The following is a 19,530-nucleotide window of genomic DNA, read 5'->3' on the forward strand; positions in this document are numbered from 1 at the left end:
GCGAACTTTCGCATGTTCCGCTGCGACTTTTAATATTGTATAATAAACTACATTAAAAAGGACAAGTCCTTGTTTATATTACTCATTAGGGGGTGGATCCATGAACCGCAAAAAAAAGAATAAATACACCGCGTTATACGCCTTCGGGGGAGTCTTCGTACTGTTGGTTGCCGCACTCGTTTTCTTGAACGGTCAAGGAGAAGCAAGCGATTTATACGGCGGCAAGAAGGTCTCCAGCCTGAACCCGGCTACACAGGAGCTCCTTAATGATCCGAATTACCAGCAAATCATTTTGCCGGATCAGCTGAAGAGCAAGGTCGACAACAAAGAGAACTTTTTCGTGTACTTCTTTGCTTCCGATTGTCCGCACTGCCGGGCGACGACCCCGGAATTGATGCCATTGGCCGATGACGCCGGCATTACGATGCACCAGTACAATCTCCGCGAGTATCAGGAGGGCTGGAGAGAATACAACATCGAGTTCACCCCGACGCTCGTATACTTCGAGAACGGCATAGAGAAGGAACGCATGGTCGGCGGATTGAAACCGGAAGGTTCCAGCGAAGGCTACTCCATCGACGACTTCAAGCAATTCCTGGATAAATACAAAGGGAGCGTGACGAAATGAACCGCACCCGCGCCATTCTCTTTACCTTCGTCATATCGGGCATGCTGCTGACCGCATGCGGCGGCAAAGAATCCGCTGCAAGCCATCAGCACGGCGCCGCTTCCGAACGATACGAGACCACGGCCAGCCTGACGGTGATGCCGGAGTTTCTGTCCAATTACACCGACAATACGCAAGCAACCTATGCCACGGTCGGAGAACTTGAGGACATTATCAAGGAAATCAAGTGCTACTGCGGCTGCATGGACGAGGAGACCGGCTATCATGATTCCCTTCACCGCTGCTTCATCGCCGAGAGCAAGGACGGCGAAGTCAAATGGACGGACCATGGTGCCCAGTGCGGCATCTGCCTGACCGAGCTGCAGGATGCCAAACGGCTCCATGACGAAGGAAAATCCGTCGAGGAAATCAAACAGTTCATCGATGACAAATATAAAGGCACCGAGTCCTGAGATTGCCCCACAAAGTGGAGCCTATGCTTCGATGCTTATTCCAATTACTTTGCGGGGGGCCCCAAGACATATAAATGCAAATCACAAATAAGAGCTGCCCACACGTAGATCCTTCTACAGACGGGCAGCTCTTTTTTTACTTATTCTCTCGGCGCTACTTGGCATGTGCCCGCTCCGGCTTGCGCCGCTGCGGAATGTTCGGCTTGATCCGCTCCGATGCCAACAAAACCGCCCGCTTCAGCTCCGTATCCCCAATTTCGATCGTCAGATCCCTATAGGGGAACGGATGAACGTCATACGATAACAGCTGCTTGGCGTAGTCCCGCACCTCGCCTACCAGCTTCCCCATCGAGATCCCGAGTTCATCACGGGGATAGCTTTCGAGCCGGGAGGCGGCGCTTGTGAACATCTTGTATGCTCCTCGTACGTTGTTGTTCCGGAAGTGAAAGAGCCCGACGGCCACTTGCAGCAGCCCCTTGTACCTGGGATCGCGATCCCGCTCCAGCCACAACTCCTCTAACACCTCATGGCATTCGAAGTAATCCCGGTCCCGGTTGAAATAGACGAGGTAAGCGACATATAGCGGCTCATAGCTCATCTTCATTTACTTTCTTCTTGGCTGCCGCCAACAGCTCCTTCACTTCGTCCAGAAGCACCTTCATCTCATCCATGTCATGATCCTGCCATATCGCATTAAAGCGGCTCTGGAATGCGATCGCTTCATTGACCAGATGGAAAAAGTACAGCTTGTGTATCGCGTTCAGCACCTGCGTCGTAATATTGGAATCGTCCTCGAACTGCCGCTGCGCCTCCAAAATATCCTCACGGATGCTCGACATTTCCGTATCCAGCGTATTGGCCGCTTCTCCGGCCTTCTTCAGCCGCGCCCGAATGTCATCCGGCAGGCTTTCACGGTACTTGTAGCTAAGGGAATGCTCAATCGTAGCCCAGAAGTTCATGGCCAGCGTGCGGATCTGAATTTCGGCAAGCACCTTCTTTTGCCCCAAAGCCGTTTGCACCGGATATTCAATGATCATATGAAAGCTCCGATAGCCGCTCTCTTTGAAATTGGTAATGTAATCCTTCTCGTATAGCACAGTCAGGTCTTTCCGCGCCCGGATATATTCGGCCACCCGCCGAATATCCTCCACGAATTGACACATAATGCGAATGCCTGCGATATCCTCAATCCCGGTTTCCAACTGGTCCATCGGCACATTGAGGCGTTTCGCCTTGTCCAGTATGCTCGAAATCCGTTTGACCCGACCCGTTACGAATTCGATGGGTGCGTATTCCTCCCTTTTTTTCAGTTCGGCACGCATCGTCTTGAATTTGACCTTCAATTCCTCAACGGTCTGCTCATACGGAAGCAAAAATGTCCCCCAGTCTCTAACGTCCATCGCCTTGCCTCCTGTCTTTACCCCTTTACCGATGATTAGCGCCGACGGCTTCGGAAATATGGCTGAAGCCATCCCGTGCAAGCAGCTCCCGGAGACCGGAATGAAGCTTGCGGTTCACCTCAGGCCCTTCATAGATAAGTGCTGTATAAATTTCCACCAGGCTTGCGCCTGCGCGTATTTTGTCATAAGCGTCCGTTGCCGTAAAAATCCCCCCGGATCCGATAATCGGAAGCGAACCGCCGGTTTGCTTGTAGATCCGCGACACGATCTCCGTCGAGCGGTTCCGCAGCGGCTTGCCGCTCAGGCCTCCGGTTTCCTTGGCGTTGCTGTGCGTCAGGCCGTCCCGCGAAAGCGTCGTATTCGTGGCGATAATGCCGGAAACGCCGCTGGCGCTGATCGTATCCACCATGAATTCCAGCTCCTCATCGCTCACGTCCGGCGCAATCTTCACCAGAACGGCCTTCTCGCCCCCATGGATCTTCGCCTGCCGCGACATTTCGCTCATGACGGCTTCCAGCAGGGATGACAATTCGCTTCCATGCTGAAGGCTGCGCAAATCCGGCGTGTTCGGCGAGCTGATGTTGACAACAAAAAAGTCGCCATGCGGAAATAAAGCTTGAATGCAAGCTTCATAATCATCGTTGGCTTTCTCGTTTGGCGTCGCCTTGTTCTTCCCGATGTTGACGGCAACCGGAATGCGGCGTTCCTTGAGTGCGGACAGCCTTTTGGCCATGGCCTCGGCCCCTTCGTTATTGAAGCCCATCCGGTTGATGAGCGCCTCATCCGGAGGAAGCCGGAACAATCGCGGCTGTTCATTGCCCGGTTGTCCCTTCGGGGTTACCGTGCCTACTTCCATAAATCCGAAGCCGATGGAGGAGAAGCCTTTGACGGCGTGAGCGTTTTTGTCCAATCCGGCGGCAAGTCCGACCGGCGTCGGGAAATGAAGCCCGAACAGGTCCACTGCCAAATCCGGCGTTTCGTTTACACCGTACATCCCCCGCATGACAGCGTCTGCGCCGACCACGCCGGAGGCACGTCCAAGGCCGCCAACCACAAGGTGGTGGGCTTTTTCGGGGTCCAGTCTAAAAAATATAGGTTTGCCTATGTTGCGGTACAGCACATCCACTCTTCCTCTCATCCAGTTATTTCTCTATCCTTCAGTTTATCCGTTTCTTCCTCAAAAGGAAAGTTCTTCGGCATAAACTGAGCGATCGTCCCGGCTTGAAAGCGATATGGCAATTTTAGGACAAACCCCTTACAATAAAGGAAGATTGCACAAATCATTTCACGATCATGAGAGAAAGAGGGGAAAGACATGTCAGCCAAACGTAAGCCTCCGACCTTGCAGCAGAAAAAAGAAGAGGTTAATAAGAAGGCCATACTATGGATCAGCTCCGGCATCGCTCTTCTGATTATCCTGATTATCGTTCTGATTGTGATCGCCCAGCCTTAATCCAGCCAGTGATACACCTTGCCCGGGTTGGTCTGACCCTGGGTATGCTTGAGCTTAAAACGCTCTTTCGGCGTCCACAGGTCCTCGGGCAGGACCCCTTCCCTTATTTTCACGACGGTTCCCATCGGAACCAGGTCAAACAGCTCCTCCACATCCTCAGTCAGCATACGGATACAGCCCTCGGATTCGTTCGCGCCGATGCTGTCCACGTCCAGCGTCCCGTGTATCGCGTACAGCGTATCGGAAAGCTGCATTCCCCGCGTGCCGTAGGGACCCTTCGTGGTTCCGTTCGGATTGACTACCTTATCGTTGATATGAAAATCACCCAGCGGCGTTTTCGCTCCGCCGAGCCCGACCGCATAATTACGCAGCAGGATGCCGCCGCTTACGACGGCCAGCCGATGCCGTTTCCGGTCAATGATGACCTGAAGCGGCTGTTCGAAAAAGGGATCTCCGTCCGGCGAAGTCCCCCAATATCCAGGTTCCTCCAAGCTGTTCCCCGGCTGCCCCGGTTGCCCTTGACCGCCATTTCCTTGGGATTGCTGCCGCATTAACGTTTCGAACATCTGCTCCATCGCTTTCGAGCGGCCGGACAGCCAATTGCTAGGGAACGGCTGCGTCAATTCATCCAAGCTTTTGGGCAGGCGGCCGTGCCGAGCCTTATACTGTTTGGCCGCTTCCTGCAGAACGGCCGTCTCAACCTGGAGATCGGCCCACTGCCCCGCGCTCCGCTTAAGCCTCGAACTGTCCGCAGGCTCGCAATCGCACTCTTCGGCTGCTCCCTCGTAAGGCTGAATAGCGATCGCGCCTTGATCATTCCGATGCAGACCGTATAACCGTTCCATGTCCCGGCTCCACAGCAGCCATTTGCCCGAACGCTTCATACCCAGCGCAACCGACCAATTCGGCAGCTGCTGCGGATGCTGAAGCAATGAGGACAGCGGACCCGCGGAGTCCTTGCCTTGGCCGGAAGCAACGGCTGTGTACAGCGGTTCCTTGCGCGAATCCGGCTTCTCTTTGTTGAGCGCATTGGCGGACGCCGGCTCATGCGGCGGGAACAAAACTTCCGCAACATTCCCTGTAGCGGAGCCCGGCGCCTGGGCGGGCGGAAGGAAAACCAGCAGGAGCAGCACCAGCGCCGCTAGCAAACGCCGGGTCCTCTTTCGCTTGCGCTCTTTGTCCTTCTCCATCTCCAATAAGCGCTGCTCGTAATTTTTCCATATGTCGGAAGGGACCTGACTCAGCTCAAAGGCTTCGTAGACCCCTTCGGCTTTGTTGTAGCAGTAGTTCGCCTTGCCCTGCTCGCCGGCCTGCTCATACTCCTTGCCCAGCAGGTACCAGGCCATTTTATTATCAGGATGCGTCTCCACATATCTTTTGAGGTACAGCGAATTGTTCATTCGAGAGCCTCCTATAATGACATTTTTACCTCTATTATCCTGTATATCGGAATAAACGCTCCGATTATGTATGAGTCCCCGGATATGAAAAAACGCCCCCTGCCTTAGTCGGGCAGAGGACGTCGGTATGAGTTCAAGATGGAATATCAGGGATCGAGCGGAATTTGTTATTCTGCGTTAAACGGCTCGTCTGCAATCCGAATTGAATCTGTTGGGCAGCCGTCGCAAGCATCCAGCATGTCGTCATGCATATCTTCCGGAATTTCCGTTACCCCGCGGTTGTTGTCCCCGTCGAAAATAACTTCTGCCAGGCCTTCGTCGTCGTAATCGTAAATGTCGGGTGCCGTTGCGCCGCATGCGCCGCATGCGATGCAGGTATCTTTATCTACCCAAGTAAACTTCGCCATAGTCTCTCTTCCTCCTGTATATCTATAAACATCTCTATAAACATAGTATAAGCTGACGGTTCTGCCGCCACCATCTACATATATTAATACAATTGTTTTAGGAATACAAATAAATTTCCTAACATTTTCCGACAAAAATCGGCTGTACTTGCAGGCCAATGAGCTGTTCTGTGACGAACAAAAAACGGCTAATCGCGATCTCGGTCCTGACGATCGGTATTTTTATTATCGTTCCCCAGTTCCCTTACAAAATCCATCTGTAAAGAAGTACCTCTCCGCTTATGATTGCGGATTAAGGACGATGGGTCATCGCCCAGCATGCCGGCGGTCAGTACCGCGCTCTCGCCGAATTTATTGCGCAGCTCGTCCATCACCCGGGTCAGCGACTCTTTCTTGGGCTGCTTCTCGTAGTCGAACAGGTCCAGCTGAATGGCGGATTCCTCCTTCGCCGTGAGCTGCTGCAGCGTGACGCCGAGCAGACGGAGCGGCTTGTCCTGCTTCCAATGCCGGTTATACAGCTCGCACGCTTCCCGGTAGATGTCCTCGGTATTTTCCGTCGGGATGGCAAGATGCCTCGACCTGGTGATCGTCTTCATGTCCGGCGTGCGCAGCGTAATTTGAATGCCGCTGGTCACCAAGCCCTGCCTGCGGAGGCGGCGCGCTACCTGATCGCTTAAGTTCAGCAGCACCCTTCTGGCCTCCTCAGCCGAGGTAACATCCTGCGGGAGCGTGGTCGTGTGTCCGATGGACTTGCTTTGTTCCCGCTCCGCGACGACCGGGGCATGATCGATGCCGCTGGCCGCTCGTTTCATCCATGACCCCATCACGCCAAAGGTCGAGGTCAGCAGGCTTTCGTCGGCGGCAGCCAGCTGCCCAATGGTCTGGATGTTCAGCTTGCGCAGCTTGTCGGCAGTCTTGCTCCCGATGCCGAACAGCTCCGCGCAGGGTTTGTTCCAAAGCACCTGCGGGACGTCCCGAATTCGCAGCACGGACAGCCCGTTGGGCTTTTTCATGTCCGAGGCCATCTTGGCCAGCAATTTATTGGGAGCAATGCCGACCGAGCACGGAAGCGACAGCTCCTCGCGGATGCGCTCCTGGATTTCCCGAGCGATATCCAGAGGGGTGCCGAACTGCTTCGAGCCGGTAATATCCAGGTAACATTCATCGATCGAAGTCGCTTCCAGCAGCGGCGTATAAGCATAAGCTATGTTCATGAATGCGTTGGAATACTTGCGGTACAGATGGAAATCCGGCTGGATGATCATCAGGTCAGGGTAGATTCGCAGCGCCTGCCTCACGTTCATGCCGGTGCGGATCCCCAGCGACCTCGCCGCGTAGGAGCAGGTGACGATGACGCCTTTGCGCAGCTCGATGCTGCCTGCGACGGCCGTGGCTTTGCCACGATAGAGCTCCGGCTCCTCCGCCTCATGCACGGAGCAGTAAAAAGCATTCATATCCACATGCAGGATAACGCGGCCGCTGGCCGGATAATAATCGTCGATAGGTCCCACGCAGCATTCCTTCTTTCTCGGTACGGTTCTTCATAATTTATAGGGAATAGGGCAGCCCCATTATTTAAGGTTCGGTCTGAATGATGGTTACGGTACTTGAGGCAAATGGTGCCTCTTCCATTATACCGTTTTTAGAGATCGATGCCTGCATGATCTTGTCCGCGAAGCAAATCATGTACGCACGGCTGGCCCCGATTTAACGCGTCCAGCATACCGTCCGCCTTCGCAAGGGTCATGGATGGGCCCCTTGCGGGAAAAGTTTGTTTTACTCTGTTACTTTCCCGCAAAGAAATGCTATAATACAAAATTATAAACAATGCGGTCCAATCCCGGACACCCAAAGGAGGACATCATGTCTAAGTCCATTTCCATCTTTGATACGACACTTCGCGACGGAACCCAGGGCGAAGGAATCAGCTTGTCAGCGGACGACAAGGTCAAAATCGCCAAGAAGCTCGATGCTCTTGGTGTTCATTATATTGAAGGCGGTATCCCGGGAAGCAACAGCAAGGACATCGAATTTTTCAAAAGAGTCCAGGATCTCGGCTTAACCTCAAAAGTAACCGCTTTTGGCAGCACCCGGCGCAAAGGTTCCATTGCCGACCAGGATGCCAATCTGCTTCGCATTCTGGAATCCGGCGTTTCTGCCGCTACCTTGGTCGGGAAGTCTTGGGACTTCCACGTCCATACGGCGCTTCAAACGACACTCGATGAGAATTTGGCCATGATTTATGATTCCATCGCTTTCCTGAAGCGGAAAGGCCTCGAGGTCATTTTTGATGCCGAGCACTTTTTTGACGGTTTCAAGAACAATCCGGAATATGCTGTTGCCGTATTGTCCAAGGCACGGGAAGCAGGCGCCGACTGGCTTGTCATGTGCGATACGAACGGCGGCAGTCTCCCCCACGAGATTTCGGACATTGTCACATCGCTGACGGGTCCATTGCCTGGCGCTCCGCTCGGCATTCATACCCACAACGACTGCGAGCTTGCCGTTGCCAACACCCTAAGCGCCGTGCAGGCCGGTGTCCTGCACGTGCAGGGAACGATGAACGGATACGGGGAACGATGCGGGAACGCCAACCTGTGCTCCATCATTCCGAATCTGCAGCTGAAGCTCGGGTATGAGTGCATCGGTGACGACAACCTCCGCACGCTGACGAATACCGCACGGTATATCAGCGAAATCGCCAACGTTAACATGCCGGTTAACCAGCCGTATGTCGGCAACGCCGCCTTCGCCCATAAGGGGGGCATCCACGTTTCGGCGATCCTGCGCGATTCCAGAACGTACGAGCATATCGAACCGGAGAAGGTCGGAAACAAACAGCGCGTGCTGGTCTCCGAGCTCGCGGGGCAGAGCAATATCGTATCGAAGGCGCAGGACATGGGGCTTGACTTTGATCCGGCAAGCGAGCAATCCAAGCATATTATCGGTAAGATCAAGGATCTCGAGCATGAAGGGTATCAATTCGAAGGCGCAGACGCTTCCCTGGAGCTGCTTCTTCGGGAAGCGAACGGAGAGCTCAAGGAGCTGTTTACCTTCGAATCCTTCAAGATGCTGGTCGAGAAGTCGGCCGGACAGCCGGTCGTCTCCGAAGCCTTCGTCAAAGTCAACGTCGCCGGCGAGAGCATTTATACCGCTGCGGAAGGCAACGGTCCGGTCAATGCCCTCGATAATGCGCTGCGTAAAGCGCTGGTCCAATACTTCCCGACGCTCAAGGAAATGCATCTTGCCGACTATAAGGTGCGGGTGCTGGATGACAAGGATGCAACGGCAGCCAAGGTCCGGGTTCTGATCGAATCCAAGAACTTCGAGAATGCCTGGAACACCGTCGGGGTATCCAGCAATGTCATCGAGGCCAGCTGGGAAGCGCTGGTGGACAGTATGCGTTATGCGCTGCTCGGCCAGATTTCCCCGGAGCAGGTGCATGAGTCTGCGGCAAGGCAAGGCTTGGTGAATCATTAGGTTATGTCCAATATAAAAAGCGCGTATCCACCATGTTCAGGACATGGCGGCCGCGCTTTTTTTTGGTTTTGTCAGCTGGCTAAGCAAACGATTAATTTACCAGCTTGGCCACCTTTTTACGAAGATCCTTGGGATCGGGAGCGCCCAGAATGATTTCCTGAATCACGCCGTTACGATCGATCAGCACGTTGGTCGGGAAAACCTGCCCTTTATACAGCTCCTCGAACACTTCTCCTTTCGTATCGAGAAGGATCGGGTATTGAAGGTTAAAATCCTGAACAAATTGACGCGCTTTCTTCGCATTGTCATACTTGGACACGTTCACGCCGTAGATTTCGAGCTCACTTGCATACTCTGCAGCCAACTTGTCGAGCTCCGGCGCCTCCTGCTTGCACGGCTCGCACCAGGATGCCCAGAAATTGACAAGCATTGCTTTATCGCGCGCTCCGCCGCCGGAATAGGACTTATCGTCCATCCCCTTCAAGGTAAAGGTCGGGGCAAGCAGGCCGGCTTTGGCCCCCGTCTCCGTCGGAAGAGGCTTCTCCTGCATGAAGACGGCCTGGATATCGTCGCCGGCTTGATTATAGACAACAGCGCCTGCTGCGATAAGAAGCAGGACGATAATGATGATGTTACGTTTCATAGGTATAGGTTCCTTTGCTAAACTTAGTTAAAGAGGTTGTTCAAAAAGTCCGCTTTTGAACACGCACTTATAGTCCCTATTGTACCCTGAAACCCCGATCTTTCAAACACGCGATCGACGCCATCATAAGATCGGACCAATTTTATGATCCAGGAGGATTATACATGAACCCGTCTCACGCGTCCCTAGAGCGGCTTCTGCTGCGCGAGGCCGTCAAAGAGCATATGTCGGACCATATGCATCATCGTTTGCCGGAGGAAGCTTGCGGCGTCCTTATCGGGCATGCCGATGAAGCAAGCCAGTCCATAACCGTTACGCAATTTATTCCCGTAAAAAATACAGCGGAATTTCCGCTGCATTCTTTTCATCTGGACCCCGTTCAGTGGACTCGCTTGGTATTGGCTGAAAAAGGCATCGTCGGTTTGTTTCACAGTCACCCGCATACCACGCCTGACCCCTCGGGCGAGGATCTGCTTCAGCTCCAATCCTTCGGCGGGTTGCTCCGGGTGTATGCGATTGCTTCTCCTGCAGTTCCCGGCGCCTCCGGCTTAAACGCATTGCAGCTCCATGCCTACAAAATTATCCGGAGTGAGGAAGAACGCGAATCCTTCAGCCAGCTGCCGCCAAGCTCCAAGTCGCTTCCGGGAAGGGCATTTTATTCCCTTGCCCCGGTCCCTTTTGCAATTCTAAGTGAATGACGAACTGGCGGACACCTCCAATCTCCAATCCCAATGCTACCCCTCGCTTAGATAGACGTATAAATCTCCTAGCGTGGTAGCCTGGCCGCGCGCCTGAATGTCTTTCATGTAATCGGCCCACAGCCGGGCGGTCATGCGCGCATCGGACAGAGCATGGTGCCTTCCCTCCACCGGAATGCCGCTGCTTTGCAGCAGCTCATCCAGACTGTAATCCTTCTGTTCGGGATATAACCTCTGCGCGAGCATCATCGTATCGAGCAGCCGATGCGTTAATCGAACCTTGGAGGTCTTCCACAAGGCGGCGTTCAAGAAACCCCGGTCATGCGCGGCGGCATGGGCAACAAGCACCCTCCCCCCTATAAAGGCCATGAAATCATGCAGCCCCTCCATTAAAGGCGGGGCTGCATCAACCATTTGCTGCGTGATACCCGTAAGCTCGGCAATGAATGGAGACACCGGGGCACCGCTGTTCACGATCATATGAAAGGTTTCATTCTCGATCACCTGCTCCCCGATGACCCGGATCGCACCGAAAGACAGTATTTCATCGCCGTGCTGATGGTTGAACCCCGTCGTTTCCAGATCGAACACGACAACCTCCAGCTCGTCCAGCGGGGTGCCCAGAACCTCCGGCCTCCGGTTATCCTTCATCTGGGATCGGATGAATGCCAATTGCTGGGCCGTCTGCGCCCCGCGCATGGAGGCGATGGCGGAATTGATGTTACCCGAACGAAGCGATCTCCAGAAACCGCCGTTCGATTGTACCGGTTCAGTCATGGGCTTCTCCTCTCCGCAAAACGATGCTCGCGCTGCAATGATCGGTGCACCCGTCTCACCACTCCAAGCGTATCACGAAGCTCGTACTGCATGGTTTTGTTCTTGAGCTGCTCCTGCGGGATATACCCGCTGCTCGTAATCAGCCCGTCCTCCACTCGAATGGGCGTATCGTTTCTCAACCGAAGCGCCGTCAAAAAAGCGCGCTGCACGCTTTCCAGCAGCAGATTCCCGCCTTCAAGCAGCATCACCTTTTCCATGCGTTTTTGCGTCGAGGTTTCGATGATGCCCCGCTGCAGCGCCATGGTGCGTATGCTGTTCACCAGCGGAATATAAACGCCATACTTCACGTCAAACTCGCCGGCATGCTCTCCAAACCGCTCCGTCACGATTCGCCCCATGACATTCAGCGTTGCCTTATGCTTGACCGTGTTTCGCAGCACGGCATGGCCGATGTCCGGATGCTGCTCGACGGAGCTGCGGAAATGGTCCACCCACGCCTCCGAAAGCTCGGTATCGCCCGATATATGGCGCAGGTCCGAAGCAATAATGAAGTTTCGTATCGGTTCCCACTGCCGGTCTCCGCACCATTCGCTGATCTGATTCTTCCAATCGCCAAGCCGCTTGCTCCATAATGGCTCGGAACACATCACTTTTCCGGAGCATTTCGGGTACCCGAGATATTCCAGCAGATTCGCCAGCCGAAGCCCAAATTCCCGAAAGAAGGGGAGCGCCTCCTCTTCCAGCTCATCGCCAATGATCAAACCGTTGTCCTGATCGCTCCACAGCGTAGCTTCCTGCCTTCCGCAGCTGCCAAAAGCTACGAACGCATAACGCGCAGGAGGCCGGCCAAAGCCAGCCTCCCACATGTCCTGCTCACAGATTGCCGCGGCACGCTGTCCAATCAGATCGTGCATCGTATTCACGGATGCGATCCACTCTCTCAGCTCCATGTTACTGCGCATCTCGATGAGCTGGTTCTGACAAGCGATCCGTTCATCTCGTAATTGCTGGGCTGTTGCTGCTTTCCGAATTTCCGACAATGCCGGAAACAGATTTACGGATTTCAGAGGTTTCATGCCGCGGCCTCCTTCTGACTTGTTTCATGAACAATGATAATGGTGAGCTTCTTATAAAGCCGTGTCGCTACCGGGAACCGCCTTGCTTCCGGAACGAAACTCTGGGGATTTCCCTTCCGCTTCCACCAAAAGTTTCATTTGCTCCGGATATCCGTAGGTTCCATGTTCACTGATATCAAGACCCATCAATTCCTCTTCCTCCGTTACGCGGATGCCCATCGTAACTTTCATGATATACAGAATGATGAACGAGATCACCAGAACGAATGCAAACGTGCCGATCAGACCCAGAAGCTGAACGCCGAGCTGGCCGAAGCCCCCGCCGTAGAACAAACCTTCCTTGCCTACGCCCGTGATTTCAACAAGCCTAGGAGCCGCGAACAATCCCGTGGACACGGCACCCCACATACCGGCAATGCCGTGTACGGAGAATGCATATACAGGATCATCGATACCTTTGCGGTCAAACCATTGCGCCGTAAAGAACGTAATCGTACCCGCTACGGCGCCGATCACAACGGCCGCCCAAGGCTCCACGAAAGCACAAGCGCCTGTGATGGCAACGAATGCAGCGAGAATACCGTTCAGCATGCTAGGAATATCCGCTTTGCCAAGAACCGCCCAAGAGATCAGCAATGCGGCCAGTGCGCCTGCCGCCGCCGCGATATTCGTATTCAATGCCACGAAACCGAAGAAACCGTCTGTGAGTGCCGAGATGGTGCTGCCCGGGTTAAACCCGAACCAGCCGATCCAGATGATGAATACGCCGAGTACGGATAAAACTTGGTTATGACCCGGTATGCTGTTAGGCTTCCCGTCTTTATTATATTTGCCAAGTCGAGGCTTCAGAAGAATGGTAGCCACCAGTGCTGCTGTTGCGCCTGTCAAGTGAACGACCGTCGATCCGGCAAAGTCCTGCATGCCCAGAGCGCCGAGCCAGCCGCCGCCCCATACCCAGTGAGCAACGATCGGGTAAATCACGATGGTGAACAGCAATCCAAACACGATATAAACGCTGAGCTTTGCCCGTTCTGCCATACCGCCGCAAGCGATCGCCAAGGATACGGCCGCAAAGGACAGATGGAACAGGAACATGATGGTCGTCGGCACATCGTATGCGGACAAGGAATCAAATGAGCCTGCTGCATTGTCTCCGCTTAAGAAAAAGCCTTCAAATCCGAAAAAGCTGTTGCCGTTACCGAAGGCTAGACCAAACCCTAGCGCCCAGAAGGCTACGATCGAAATGCCGAAGGTCAGAAAGGTCTTGCCTGCGACGTGTCCCGCATTTTTCATGCGAACCGAACCGGCCTCCAGCAGAGCGAACCCTGCTTGCATGAAAAATACGAGCAGCGCTGCCAAGAATACGAATACGGAGTTCAGACCAGCCGTCAATTCAACGTTCGTGGCTCCCCCATCAGCGGCGAACGCGCTCGCCGGGAATGCGAGTAGAGCGATTACTCCCGCCATTAAACCTAGCCATCTTTTTTTCATGTTTTACACTCCCCTTTGTGTTAACTAATATAACATAACCTTGAATTCTTATTGTCATTATAGGGGGGAGATTAAAAATCCGCAACGGTTTTTTTCAAAAAAAACTTCCTTTATGTAATATAATCTAACATTAAGTGCATACAGTGCAAATCGTTTAACATGATGCTCAGTCCAAAATAAACTAGGCTTCAAGGTTTTTTGTCACAACTATGACGTTTGACTGTATGGTTGAAGATCATGTATCATATTTCTATTAAAATGAAAATATAAATGCATTCATTAATGTCCAATTCAATGAAGGCTTGCGAGGTGATGAATGATGGGGATCACGAGCGGAAACCTTTTCCGGATCGGTGAGCTGGCCAAGGCTGCCGGAATCAGCGAAAGAACCATTGACTACTATACGAAGCTGGGTTTGATCTCCCCTGAAAAACGGACGTTAAAAAACTACCGGCTGTACAGTTCTGAAACCTTAAGCACTCTCGAACGTATTAATCAGTTGAAGCAAGAGAAATATACTCTCGATGAGATTAAGGAGAGACTGGATCGCTGGAAGTCGGTTGCCGATGATTCCGAAATGACGGAGAAGCTAACCAAACTCGAAATACAGATGAAACAGCTGGAACGGGATGTCAAGGAGCTCAACCCGCTTCTAAGCGAATTAAAACCCAGTCAAGCACGGGAGGTGCTCGCTAACATTCTTCCTAAGGGAGCTGCCTGTATCGAGTCGCTGCAAATTTTGCTGAACCAGTTCACTTCGATGTAATGATGCAACACCAAATTGACAACTTTGTATGGGGGTATGATAAATGTATTCTGACTGGATGTTTATACTCATTATTATTGCGTTTATATTCTCTCTCTGGGCTCAGTTCCGGGTCAAAGGCACGTTCAACAAATGGGCCAAGGTTGAAAACAGCACCGGTATGACCGGATACGATGCAGCGCGGCATATGCTGGATGCCAACGGACTCCATGACGTACCGATTGAACCGGTGCCAGGCACGCTCTCTGACCACTATGACCCGACCAAACGCGTAGTCCGGTTGTCGGAGCCTGTTTATTACGAACGTACCATCTCGGCCGTCTCCGTCGCTTGTCACGAGGTAGGCCATGCGATCCAGCATGCGGAGCACTATCCGATGCTCGTAGCCCGTCACAAGATGTTCCCGGTCGTTAACTTTGCATCCGGTATCGCTCCGTTTCTCTTGATTGCCGGATTCCTGTTCCAAGCCATGAACCTGGTCGGTCTCGGCATTATCTTCTTCTCTTGCGCCGTTGCCTTCCAGCTTGTCACGCTGCCGGTCGAGTTTAACGCAAGCAACCGTGCCCGTCAGCTGATGGTTCAAGAAGGCTATATTGCCAATGACGAAGAACGCGGAGTCGCTAAGGTATTGAACGCTGCGGCCCTGACCTACGTCGCTGCAGCTTTGATCTCGCTGCTCGAGCTGATCCGTTACATCATGATCTTTACGAGCAACCGCGAATAAACCCGTTTGACATGAAGAACAACGATAAAGGGCTTTCCTCTCTACCTTGATTGGCGGAGACGGAAAGCCCTCTTTTTTTATAATCACTTGATGATGTCCATCTTGAATTCTAGACTCTTAGAAGAAGAGAAGCGTCATTCCGCTTTCTCTTCCTTTTTCGGCGACGGATCAATGCCAAAATATTGAAGCAGAAACGCACGGAAGGCTTGCGCAACCGGTGGCAGCTTCTCGTCCGCGCGGTGAATCAGACCGATGGAACGCGTTACCTTCGGCTCCGAGATTCGGACGCGTGCCGGTTGAAGCGGATTCGTCTGGAACAGCGCCATTTCAGGTAGCAGGCTGACCCCCATGCCGGCAGCAACCAGCCCGCGGATCGTATCCGTCTCCTCGCCTTCAAAAGCAATTTTCGGCGTGAACCCGGCCTCCAGGCAGGCATGCCATACAATCGGGCGCAAGGAGTAGCCCTTGCTGAACAGCACAAAGCGTTCCTCCTTCAATTGCTCCAGCTTGATGGACTGCTCCCCCGCAAGCGGGTGATTCGGCGGCAGGATCGCAAACAGCTCCTCTGTCAACACGATATCTCCGTCCACTTGATCGTGGCGATCCGGAAACGGAGACACAAACGCCAAATCCACTTCAGCCCCGACGACGTCCCGGATCAAAGTCGGGAACATGCCCTGCTTAAACCGGAACTTCACGTTCGGGTACTTCTTCCGAAATTCAGCCACGATGGACGGAATCAAATGTATGCCCAGGCTGTGAGGGAAACCGATACGGATTTCCCCTTGCTCCGGGTCCAGGAATTCATGTATCTCGACGACCGCACGGTCCAAATCCTTCATAATGCTCTCCACCCGTTTGCAAAAAAGCTGGCCTACCGGGGTTAACTGCAGATTCCGGCCTTTTTGCATGAACAAATTAACACCCAGTTCTTCTTCCAACTGATGTATTTGACGGCTGACGGCCGACTGAGCCACATGAAGCTCTTCTGCCGCTTGGGTAACGTGTTCCTTTTGCGCAACCTTTACAAAGTATTGCAACTGTCGTAATTCCACGCCTTTTATCGCTCCATTCTTATTCCCTAGAAGACTTGAAGACTTTATCCAAATCATCCAATTCTATTATAACAGACCCTCTTAGGTCCGATTATGTTCGACGTTTGAATAATCGAATCATGAGACCGTAGAGGAAAAATCCGCCTACCAATCCGCCGACATGGGCTACAAGGCTGACCCCTGGGGTAAACGAGAACAAGATCCCCAATATAAGCAGGGTGAACAGCGTCTTGCGGGACGACTCATCAATGACATGCTGCTGGAACAAGGCGATGTACAGATAAGCGCCATAAGCTCCGTATATGGCTCCTGAGGCGCCTACAAGGAAGGTATAGTCCTCCATGCGCTCATAATAAGCCAATCCGATTACATTACCGAGAACACCGCTGAGCAGATATAGAATGGCAAATTTCCAGCTCCCCATGATTCTCTCCAGCGGGGGAACGAATACCAGCAGTGCGAAGCTGTTGAACAACAAATGGTCAAATCCGTTATGGAGGAACATCGCCGTAAAATATCTCCATGCCTGGTCGACGAACTGCGGCAAATCCGACAAAGCTCCATATTTCAGCAGCGTCATCGGATTCCTCGAACCGCCGTCAAAGGATGTGATTACAAACATCACCAGGTTGATCACAAGCAGCAGCGATGTAACGGGATAATAACGCAAATAACTTTTCCAATTCTCATAACGTACGAATATCATAGCATCCTCCTCATCCTAAACCAGGCCAGGGGTGCCCTTTAGTGGACATTCCCTTTTTAAAAAGATTATAATGTACCATGAACCTGATCACCAAACTTTGATATCCAAGGAGGAGATTTCTCATGGCTCAAGAACGTTCAGGAGCTGCCACTTTCAAGGGCAATCCTATTACACTCATCGGACCACAGCTCAAGGCTGGTGATGCCGCGCCGGATTTTACCGTGAGCAAGAACCTGCTCGAAGACGTATCTCTTAAAGATTATGCAGGTAAAATCAAGCTGATCAGCGTCGTTCCTTCCCTCGACACCGGGGTATGCGACGCACAGACGCGCCGTTTCAACGAAGAGGCCGCCGGACTTGGCGACGATGTCGTGATCCTTACGATCAGTGCCGACCTTCCGTTCGCCCAGGCCCGCTGGTGCGGAGCTGCAGGCGTTGACCGGGTCATTACGCTGTCCGACTATAAATCGCGTTCTTTCGGTGAAGCGTATGGCGTGCTCATCAAGGAGTTTCAGCTCGACATGCGTTCGATCTTCGTCGTGGATGCTAACGATACCATCACCTACGTAGAATACCTTGGCGAAATGACGGAGCACCCGAATTACGAAGCTGCCATCGATGCCGTGAAATCTCTGCGTTAACACGCCGAAGGCTACATATGCGGCACACCTTTAAAAAGCGGGAGAGCAGCTCTCCCGCTTTTTCTTATTCTACTAAGCATCCACTTTATACTTGCTCAGTTTTTTGTCCAGTACAGCGTACAGGTTCAAGATGACCCGGTAGTTCGCCCCCAGATCCCCAAGGGAACCGCGGGATGCCGAATACATGTCAACTGCGCTGCGAACCGGACTGATGCCGAGCACGGATACGGTAATGTCCAGTGTACGTCCAAAGGAGGTTCTTTTCTCTAACGTGATTTCTCCCACGGATTTTACCTCATGCAGAACTTTGTAACCCGGAATTTTTTTCAGTGTCGAGGAAACCTCTTCAAAACACTTTTCTTTTGAAAGATTGTAATAACGCGTCTTCAGCTTGGGATCTTTAGCACGGTCGCTTGTGCCGTCATAGCTGCGCACGATACCGATTAGAACTCGTTTTAATGACAAAGACCGTTCCTCCTTTATAAATGACCGTTCCTTTCCATACTCTAGTTTAACATTGTTTATGCTTTCAGCAAACCTTTATATACAGCAAAAAGGCACCTCTTTCACTTCGAATTCGAAATAAAAGAGGTGCCCATTCATTGGCTTGACGAAACCCGCCTATGCCGTCCGGTAAACATTGTCTTCGAACCTGCTATAGCAGGTGGGTGACCGCAGAACCGCTTATGAATTCCCCTTGTCATATAGACAGGGCATTTCAGCCACGATTACGTATAGATCTCCCTAGACATCGTCATTGGTTCAAAACAACGGAAAACCGAAACGAACATCGCAGGATGTAGTCTTATTATAGGGGGTTTTGCCGGAAAAGTAAACCTCTCGTTATTTAAGGTTTCGATCCGTTCTCTCCCTTTTTGGCAGAATCCATGCTTTCCAGAAGAGCTTGCTCGGTTTCCGACTCCTCTTCCTCGGCCTTCTTCATTTTTTCCTGCTGCTCCTGCATTTTGGTAAAGGTCGCATAGAAGTTAAAGAACGCGAACAAGGCCATCAGGCAGAACAGGAAGAACACGAAGAGCACCGGCATTTGCGTGCCGATATACGCCAAGACAGCGCTTCCGATCAAAGTCGAAAATACGCGGAACGGACGAATCAGAGTCAGCAGCACCGCATTTTTTAGGAGCTGGGTCGTTTTCATCTCATAATGAACGGTCATGGAGAAGAAATTAAACAGGGAGACAAACAGTACAATGAGCAGCACCAGCATCACGATGCCGACAAGCTGGAAGCCATCGAGCTGCGTCATATAAACCGTGTAATCCACGTACATAATCACGAACAGCAGCGTATAGAAAATACCGCCGATCATGCTCTGCTTGTAATTTTCCTTATAACCCTTAAAGAACGTTTTGAACACGGACACGTCCGGATTGCCCATTACCCATTTCCGCACAACGGTAAATAAAGCCGCCGTAGCCGGAAACAAAACAAACGGTGATAATATTCCCAGGATCCAGTTCGACAGCAGCTGCTCGTTATGCGCTTCCGGCGTCTGAACGGCCATTAGGAATTTGGTTAGAACGATAAACAGGAAAGGCGATGTACAAATAACCCACAAGATGTTCGAAAAAGCAATACGGGTAATCCACTCGGTGAGCTTATATAAGCCACCCATGGCTCCTTTCATTTCCAAATCCGTTTCCTCCTCACTCAAATCATGCATGTATCTATTAATATACCTTATTTTGTACATGCATTGCCAGAGCCTAATTTAT

22 protein-coding genes and 1 other RNA gene are annotated in these 19,530 nt (G+C 52.3%); 8 read left to right on the forward strand and 15 right to left on the reverse strand.

What is annotated here, in order from left to right; translation table 11 throughout:
* The first annotated feature begins 100 nt into the window (after nt 1–100).
* Together P0X86_RS23435 and P0X86_RS23440 are read left to right on the forward strand one after the other, a co-directional pair.
* Complete coding sequence (locus P0X86_RS23435; protein ID WP_096776045.1) at nt 101–628, forward strand: thioredoxin family protein; 528 nt, start codon at nt 101–103, stop codon at nt 626–628.
* Nucleotides 625–1,080: a PCYCGC motif-containing (lipo)protein gene (locus tag P0X86_RS23440; protein WP_090909435.1), complete on the forward strand. Its 456-nt coding sequence runs from the start codon at nt 625–627 to the stop codon at nt 1,078–1,080. Before P0X86_RS23435 ends, P0X86_RS23440 begins: the two co-directional genes overlap by 4 nt.
* A 154-nt stretch (nt 1,081–1,234) precedes the next feature.
* Here the strand turns inward: P0X86_RS23440 and P0X86_RS23445 are convergent, their stop codons facing one another.
* From P0X86_RS23445 to P0X86_RS23455, 3 genes are read right to left on the reverse strand one after another with little or no spacing between them, the layout of a single operon-like run.
* Nucleotides 1,235–1,678 (reverse strand): DUF309 domain-containing protein, encoded by a 444-nt coding sequence (locus tag P0X86_RS23445; RefSeq protein ID WP_090909553.1) that lies wholly within the window; start codon nt 1,676–1,678, stop codon nt 1,235–1,237.
* Nucleotides 1,668–2,480, reverse strand: coding sequence for a GTP diphosphokinase (yjbM, locus tag P0X86_RS23450; protein ID WP_096776046.1), 813 nt, complete (start codon nt 2,478–2,480; stop codon nt 1,668–1,670). Before yjbM ends, P0X86_RS23445 begins: the two co-directional genes overlap by 11 nt.
* Before the next feature lie 25 nt (nt 2,481–2,505).
* Complete coding sequence (locus tag P0X86_RS23455; RefSeq protein ID WP_277749083.1) at nt 2,506–3,600, reverse strand: quinone-dependent dihydroorotate dehydrogenase; 1,095 nt, start codon at nt 3,598–3,600, stop codon at nt 2,506–2,508.
* A gap of 195 nt (nt 3,601–3,795) precedes the next feature.
* Between P0X86_RS23455 and P0X86_RS23460 the strand changes: the two genes are divergently transcribed.
* A complete protein-coding gene (locus P0X86_RS23460) occupies nt 3,796–3,933 on the forward strand; it encodes a hypothetical protein (protein ID WP_015736685.1) in 138 nt (45 codons plus the stop codon).
* On the opposite strand, the gene P0X86_RS23465 is transcribed toward P0X86_RS23460, so the two are convergent.
* The 3 genes from P0X86_RS23465 to P0X86_RS23475 all read right to left on the reverse strand — a co-directional run bounded on the left by P0X86_RS23465 (nt 3,930) and on the right by P0X86_RS23475 (nt 7,251).
* On the reverse strand, nt 3,930–5,333 hold the full coding sequence (locus P0X86_RS23465; protein ID WP_096776049.1) for a L,D-transpeptidase: 1,404 nt from the start codon (nt 5,331–5,333) through the stop codon (nt 3,930–3,932). The two genes, P0X86_RS23460 and P0X86_RS23465, sit on opposite strands and share 4 nt — an antisense overlap.
* Before the next feature lie 167 nt (nt 5,334–5,500).
* Nucleotides 5,501–5,740 (reverse strand): ferredoxin, encoded by a 240-nt coding sequence (locus P0X86_RS23470; RefSeq protein WP_009594795.1) that lies wholly within the window; start codon nt 5,738–5,740, stop codon nt 5,501–5,503.
* 188 nt (nt 5,741–5,928) lie between these two features.
* Nucleotides 5,929–7,251, reverse strand: coding sequence for a DNA polymerase IV (locus tag P0X86_RS23475; RefSeq protein ID WP_096776050.1), 1,323 nt, complete (start codon nt 7,249–7,251; stop codon nt 5,929–5,931).
* 352 nt (nt 7,252–7,603) lie between these two features.
* Here P0X86_RS23475 and cimA point away from each other — a divergent pair, with 352 nt between their 5' ends.
* Nucleotides 7,604–9,220, forward strand: coding sequence for a citramalate synthase (gene cimA / locus P0X86_RS23480; protein WP_277746607.1), 1,617 nt, complete (start codon nt 7,604–7,606; stop codon nt 9,218–9,220).
* A gap of 91 nt (nt 9,221–9,311) precedes the next feature.
* Here cimA and P0X86_RS23485 read toward each other — a convergent pair whose 3' ends face one another.
* Complete coding sequence (locus P0X86_RS23485; RefSeq protein WP_277746608.1) at nt 9,312–9,863, reverse strand: TlpA family protein disulfide reductase; 552 nt, start codon at nt 9,861–9,863, stop codon at nt 9,312–9,314.
* Nucleotides 9,864–10,027: 164 nt separating this feature from the next.
* Between P0X86_RS23485 and P0X86_RS23490 the strand changes: the two genes are divergently transcribed.
* Entirely contained in the window at nt 10,028–10,561 is a 534-nt protein-coding gene (locus P0X86_RS23490; RefSeq protein WP_277746609.1) for a M67 family metallopeptidase, read from the forward strand.
* 36 nt (nt 10,562–10,597) lie between these two features.
* On the opposite strand, the gene P0X86_RS23495 is transcribed toward P0X86_RS23490, so the two are convergent.
* From P0X86_RS23495 to P0X86_RS23505, 3 genes are read right to left on the reverse strand one after another with little or no spacing between them, the layout of a single operon-like run.
* Nucleotides 10,598–11,338 (reverse strand): 3'-5' exonuclease, encoded by a 741-nt coding sequence (locus tag P0X86_RS23495; protein ID WP_277746610.1) that lies wholly within the window; start codon nt 11,336–11,338, stop codon nt 10,598–10,600.
* On the reverse strand, nt 11,335–12,414 hold the full coding sequence (locus P0X86_RS23500; RefSeq protein ID WP_096776052.1) for a DUF294 nucleotidyltransferase-like domain-containing protein: 1,080 nt from the start codon (nt 12,412–12,414) through the stop codon (nt 11,335–11,337). Before P0X86_RS23500 ends, P0X86_RS23495 begins: the two co-directional genes overlap by 4 nt.
* A 51-nt stretch (nt 12,415–12,465) precedes the next feature.
* Nucleotides 12,466–13,905, reverse strand: a complete 1,440-nt coding sequence (locus P0X86_RS23505) for an ammonium transporter (RefSeq protein WP_277746611.1) — start codon at nt 13,903–13,905, stop codon at nt 12,466–12,468.
* Nucleotides 13,906–14,221: 316 nt separating this feature from the next.
* On the opposite strand from P0X86_RS23505, the gene P0X86_RS23510 reads away from it, so the two are divergent.
* Nucleotides 14,222–14,671, forward strand: coding sequence for a MerR family transcriptional regulator (locus tag P0X86_RS23510; RefSeq protein WP_009594823.1), 450 nt, complete (start codon nt 14,222–14,224; stop codon nt 14,669–14,671).
* A gap of 43 nt (nt 14,672–14,714) precedes the next feature.
* Nucleotides 14,715–15,395: a zinc metallopeptidase gene (locus P0X86_RS23515; protein ID WP_009594846.1), complete on the forward strand. Its 681-nt coding sequence runs from the start codon at nt 14,715–14,717 to the stop codon at nt 15,393–15,395.
* A 134-nt stretch (nt 15,396–15,529) separates the two neighbouring features.
* On the opposite strand, the gene gltC is transcribed toward P0X86_RS23515, so the two are convergent.
* Both gltC and P0X86_RS23525 read right to left on the reverse strand, forming a co-directional pair.
* Nucleotides 15,530–16,450 carry a glutamate biosynthesis transcriptional regulator GltC gene (gene gltC, locus P0X86_RS23520; RefSeq protein ID WP_009594790.1) on the reverse strand — a complete coding sequence of 307 codons (921 nt, stop codon included), beginning with the start codon at nt 16,448–16,450 and terminating at the stop codon, nt 15,530–15,532.
* Nucleotides 16,451–16,541: 91 nt separating this feature from the next.
* Entirely contained in the window at nt 16,542–17,156 is a 615-nt protein-coding gene (locus P0X86_RS23525; RefSeq protein ID WP_096776054.1) for a rhomboid family intramembrane serine protease, read from the reverse strand.
* Nucleotides 17,157–17,278: 122 nt separating this feature from the next.
* On the opposite strand from P0X86_RS23525, the gene tpx reads away from it, so the two are divergent.
* A complete protein-coding gene (tpx, locus tag P0X86_RS23530; RefSeq protein WP_009594784.1) occupies nt 17,279–17,797 on the forward strand; it encodes a thiol peroxidase in 519 nt (172 codons plus the stop codon).
* A 72-nt stretch (nt 17,798–17,869) separates the two neighbouring features.
* Here tpx and P0X86_RS23535 read toward each other — a convergent pair whose 3' ends face one another.
* The 3 genes from P0X86_RS23535 to P0X86_RS23545 all read right to left on the reverse strand — a co-directional run bounded on the left by P0X86_RS23535 (nt 17,870) and on the right by P0X86_RS23545 (nt 19,448).
* Nucleotides 17,870–18,262, reverse strand: coding sequence for a DUF1499 domain-containing protein (locus P0X86_RS23535; protein WP_006211699.1), 393 nt, complete (start codon nt 18,260–18,262; stop codon nt 17,870–17,872).
* Nucleotides 18,263–18,407: 145 nt separating this feature from the next.
* Nucleotides 18,408–18,599, reverse strand: a non-coding RNA gene (ssrS, locus tag P0X86_RS23540) — 6S RNA.
* Between the two features lie 45 nt (nt 18,600–18,644).
* Nucleotides 18,645–19,448 (reverse strand): YesL family protein, encoded by an 804-nt coding sequence (locus P0X86_RS23545; RefSeq protein WP_015736695.1) that lies wholly within the window; start codon nt 19,446–19,448, stop codon nt 18,645–18,647.
* Between the last annotated feature and the right edge of the window lie 82 nt (nt 19,449–19,530).

The sequence above is a fragment of the Paenibacillus sp. BR1-192 genome, from assembly GCF_029542445.1.
GTDB classification, from domain to species: Bacteria; Bacillota; Bacilli; order Paenibacillales; family Paenibacillaceae; genus Paenibacillus_AQ; species Paenibacillus_AQ lautus_A.